Raw genomic sequence first — 4,702 nt, forward strand, 5'->3', positions numbered from 1 at the left:
CACCTGAAGCCACGAACGGCAGCCACTTGTCAGCCACACCCAGCTCCCCTGGGTGTCCTCACCCTACGAACGGGAGGATCAACCCGTTCAAGAACATAGAGCCACTTGTCGCCCGGTTGCACACGCCGGCGGCGCAGGCCGTTGGCGTACGCCTGCCCGAACTTCGCGCACCAGCGGCGCACGGTCTCGTGGGACACGATGACACCGCGCTCGAGCATCAGTTCCTCGACCTCGCGGAAACTGAGCGGGAACCGGAAGTACAGCCACACGCAGTGCGCGATGATCTCGACCGGGTACCGGTGCCCCCTGTACGACGGCGCACTGTCCACGGACAACCCCCTCCACCATGATCAACCCGGAGATCATCCCACCCGTCAGCCAACGTGACAGTGCCGCTCTGCGGCATTCTCGGGATCGCCCGTTCCAGCTTCTACTTCCGGGGTCAAGGCCCACGACGATCAGAACCTGTTGCCTGGACATCGAGGCCTTTCCCTCCTGCGCCGCCCGCGAAAGCCGACGGATGTCCATGGCCACCGGCTTCGCTTGCGACCAAGCTGTAACAGCCGGTCCCGTCCCGCGAGCGGCGTGCTTCCGGGAACGGCCGCCGCGTCATGTCACGTGCGGCCCGGAGACAAGACGACCGTTCTTGTCATAGGGCCAGGCGTTGGCGGCGCATCCGTGCAGACCCTTGATCTGCTGCATCATGACGGGGGCCAGTTGCCCGGGACCCGCGCAGGTCATGTGCCCGTGGCCCAGGAAGTGCCCCATCTCGTGGTTGATGATCAGCGCCCGGTAGTCATGGATCGGACCGTCGAACGTGGGCGAGCCCTCGACCCAGCGCTTGAGGTTGACCACGACCCCGCCGGGGACCTCGCAGTTGTATTCGCCCTTGGTGTCCTGGTGGATGCCCGCCCAGCACAAGGCGTCCGCCGTTCCTGGTGTCGCGATCTTTACCGTGAGGTCGTGGTGAGCTCCCGCGCCCACCAACTGGAAGGAGTAGGCATGGTTGCGGGTCCAGCCCCGGGGAGCGGCAAGTATGTCGGCGATCTCGTTCGCCGCTTCGGCCGGCGAGATCTCGAGCCCGGCCTCGACCTCCACCACGTAGCGGAGCAGGCGCGGCCCTTGACCGACCTTCGCGCGACCGGCGTCCGCGGTGACGAATGAGCCGGTGCCCCTCGAAGGGACATCGATCTCGGCACGGAGCTGAGTGGGCGTCGGGGCGGGCGCGGGGGTGACGCGCACCGTGCTCCGCGGGCGCTGTGCACCGTTCGACGCGTCACTTCGTCCACCGTCTAGGAGGTACGGCGCCGAGCCGAGCAGGCCGACGGCCATCAGAGTGCCGATCAGATAGTTCCGCGATCGGCGGGTCTGAGCTCTCCGGCGGTGGGAGGACCGGCGCGGAGCGACCCGGCGGTGGGAGGACCGGCGCTGGCGGCCGCCTCGGTGGGAGGCCGGGGCGCTGCCGGCGGGTGGTGCGGATTCCCGCTCTCGTGCCGAATGCATGGCAGCTCAGACTGGTCGTTTCAGATGATCATCATGAGCTCGGATGGTGACGAAATGGTAACGGCGAATTGTTGGGGACTCCCAAGGCTCAGGAGGGGGCCGCCGGCACCCGGCCCGTTGTGATCATTCGGTAACAGCACTCACGGGGGCTCTTCCCGGGACGGGCGCCTCATTCGATCGGTCTACACTGGCGAAGTGTCACGAGTCCTGATTGTCGAAGATGACCCAGATGTCCGTAAGGCTGTCCAGCTGGCGCTACGGCATCAGGGGCATGACGTATTCGCCGCCGGAACTGGTGAAGAGGGATTGGAACAGCTCCGCCTCTTCCAGCCCGACGTCATCGTGCTCGACCTCATGCTGCCCGGCATGTCCGGCCTCGACGTGTGCCGGCGGATAAGGGTCCGCGACCAAGTGCCGATCATCATGGTGACGGCCAGGGGAGACGACATCGACGTGGTCGTGGGGCTGGAGGCCGGCGCGGACGACTACGTGGTCAAGCCCGTGCAGGCCCGGGTGCTCGACGCGCGCATACGAGCCGTGCTCCGCAGACTGGACGCGTCGGTCTCGGACGGCCTCAGGCCCCGGGCGGAGTCGCACGGTGAGCTGGTCATCGACCGGGCGGGGCTCGTGGTGACACACCGTGGCGAACCCGTCGTGCTCGCCCCCTCCGAGCTGAGGCTGCTGCTGGTCCTGTCGGCCTCGCCCGGCCAGGTGTTCAGCCGCCAGCAGCTGCTGGAAGCGGTCTGGGAGCACAGCTACCACGGCGACATACGGCTCGTGGACGCCTGTGTGAAGCGATTGCGCGGCAAGCTCGGTGAGGGCAGGGACCCCCGGTACGTGCAGACCGCACGCGGCTTCGGTTACCGCTTCGGCGTCTCGTGAACGACCGGAGAACCGTGCCGACAGAAAACACCCTACGGAAACGCAAGGCCACCGCAGACGGGCGGGACACCGGGCCGGGGCGGTTCCCCGGGACGGCCCTGGCCCGAGTCCCGCTTCCGCTGCGGGGGCTGCGCCCCCGCCTGGCGGCGGCCTTCGTCCTGGTGACCATGGCCAGTGCCCTGGGCACCGGAGCACTCGCCTTCCGGGAGGCGCGCACGGGAGTGCTGCAACAGAGCCAGGATTCCGTCATCAGGCAGTTCCGGGCGAGCGTCAACGCCGTGGCCGTTCACACGCCCGCTACGCCGGACCAGGCGGAGCTGCAGTCGGCGGTGAACCAGGTGCTCGGCGCCAACCGGGCACAAGGGTGGCAGGTCATGGCCACGTATGACGGCCTTCGCGCTTACGCGCCGAGCGCCGAATTCGACAGGCTCAGTCCCGAACTAAGCCGGTCCGTGCAGACCAAGCGCGCCGCGGTGTTCCAGCGGATCAACGCCGACGGGCATCCCTGTCTCGTCGTCGGAATGCCGGTCACGTACACCACCAGCGAGGGCGAGGAATCCAGGCTCTCGGGGATGGTGATGTATCTGGTGGTGCCGCAGAACACCGAAGAGGCCTATGTGCGAGCGATGATCAGTGGCATCGAGCGCGCCACCCTGGTGGCACTGTGCCTCGCCGTCGTCCTGGCGCTGCTGGCGGCGAGCGGTGTGCTCCGTCCCGTGCGGGCGCTGCGCCGGGCGACGCGCCGGATGACCGAGGGGCACCTCGACGTCCGGCTGGCCGTCAACGGTTCCGACGAACTGGCCGACCTCTCACGGTCCTTCAACGAGATGGCGGCCGCCCTGGAACAGTCGGTTGCGGAGTCGCGCCGCCTGGAGGCCCAGGCGCGCCGCTTCGTCGCGGACGTCTCTCATGAACTGCGCACGCCGCTGGCGGCGATGTCGGCGGTCACCGACATGCTGGACGAGAAGACACGGCTCCTGGACGAGGAGACCGGTGACGCGCTGCGGTTCATCAGTGAGGGAACCAGTCGGCTCAGCGGGCTGGTGAACGACCTGATGGAGATCTCCCGTTTCGACGCGGGCGCGGTCGAACTTAACCTGGACGAGATCGACTTGGTCGAGTCGGTACAGCGCACCCTCGCCTCTCGCGGGTGGCAGGGCCGGGTGGAGACCCGTTTGCCCCGACAGGGCGTGCTCAGGACGCGCGTGGATCCGGTCCGAATCGACGTGGTGATGGCCAATCTGGTCGGCAACGCGCTGCGGCACGGGGCGCCGCCGGTACGGCTGACCATGGGCGTGAGGGAGGAGCGAGCAGACGTGGCGTGGGCCGTCATCGAGGTGACGGACAACGGACCGGGGATTGCCGAGGAAGCCATGCCGCACATCTTCGAGCGCTTCTACAAGGCGAGCACATCACGGACCAGAAGTGAGAGCAGCGGGCTGGGCCTGGCCATCACGGCCGAGAACGTGCACCTGCACGGAGGACGCATCCGTACGGCGAACCTGCCCGGGGGCGGTGCGGTGTTCACGGTCGAGTTCCCCCTGCACCGCGACTCCGCAACCGTCGACGACGACATCGCCGCGGGTGCCCGGTGAAGGGCTCGCGCGCAGGGGCGCTGCTGGCCGGGCTCACGGCCGCGCTCGCCCTGGCGGCGTGCGGAGTCCCCCCGTCCGGCGTCATCGAGGCCGGCGAACCGGCGAGCGGCATGCTCTCTCCCGGTCCGAAGCCCCCGGCGCCCGCCGCCACCGCCCTCTACTTCCTGCACAACGGAGAGCTGAGGCCCTATCTGCGCAAGATCGCCGACCCCGGGGACTTCGGGGCGGTCGTGCGCCTCCTGTTCGCCGGACCGACCACGAGCGAGGCCGCGACGGTCACCACGGAGCTGCCCCGCCTGACGGACACACTGGAGGTGGCGATCGGCGACGACGCACTCTCCGTCCACCTCTCCAAAGATGTTCCTCCCCTCAGCCACCCGGCCATGCTGCAGTTGGCGTGCACGGTGGCGCACATGGCTCCGTCGCTTGCCGTGGCGCCCGCGGACGGGAATCGGGACGGCGCCTCCGCGGCTCCTCCCGACACCGCGCAACGCTCTCCCGCACAGTCGAGCGTCCGTGTGTTCGGGGACGGTTGGACGATCACGCAGTCGGCCGACTCGTGCCCCGAATCCCTCCAGCCGTAGGAGGAGCCCGGGCCGGTCGCATTCGCTAAGGGTTGTCCCGTAGATGATCTCTGACGTGGCTGGTGGCCTGCTGGTTTCTGCGTTACCCGGCCAAGACGAGGTTGTGCAGGCGGGCGATGCCGAGCATGGCGTGGTGAA

At 68.4% G+C, this 4,702-nt stretch carries 4 protein-coding genes and 1 pseudogene; 3 read left to right on the forward strand and 2 right to left on the reverse strand.

What is annotated here, in order from left to right:
- Positions 1-101 precede the first annotated feature (101 nt).
- Positions 102-329, reverse strand: a pseudogene (locus ACWCXX_RS40545) (IS6 family transposase); the annotation flags it as partial.
- Positions 330-609: 280 nt separating this feature from the next.
- Positions 610-1,503: a DUF3152 domain-containing protein gene (locus tag ACWCXX_RS40550; protein WP_451136231.1), complete on the reverse strand. Its 894-nt coding sequence runs from the start codon at positions 1,501-1,503 to the stop codon at positions 610-612.
- Between the two features lie 195 nt (positions 1,504-1,698).
- Here ACWCXX_RS40550 and ACWCXX_RS40555 point away from each other — a divergent pair, with 195 nt between their 5' ends.
- From ACWCXX_RS40555 to ACWCXX_RS40565, 3 genes are all read left to right on the forward strand, one after another.
- Positions 1,699-2,385 (forward strand): response regulator transcription factor, encoded by a 687-nt coding sequence (locus ACWCXX_RS40555; protein ID WP_148841594.1) that lies wholly within the window; start codon positions 1,699-1,701, stop codon positions 2,383-2,385.
- A gap of 167 nt (positions 2,386-2,552) precedes the next feature.
- A complete protein-coding gene (locus ACWCXX_RS40560) occupies positions 2,553-3,980 on the forward strand; it encodes a sensor histidine kinase (protein WP_451136235.1) in 1,428 nt (475 codons plus the stop codon).
- Positions 3,977-4,564, forward strand: coding sequence for a hypothetical protein (locus ACWCXX_RS40565; RefSeq protein WP_451136233.1), 588 nt, complete (start codon positions 3,977-3,979; stop codon positions 4,562-4,564). The genes ACWCXX_RS40560 and ACWCXX_RS40565 overlap by 4 nt, the downstream gene beginning before the upstream one ends.
- The last annotated feature ends 138 nt before the right edge of the window (positions 4,565-4,702 follow it).

The sequence above is a fragment of the Streptomyces sp. NPDC001732 genome, from assembly GCF_053596315.1.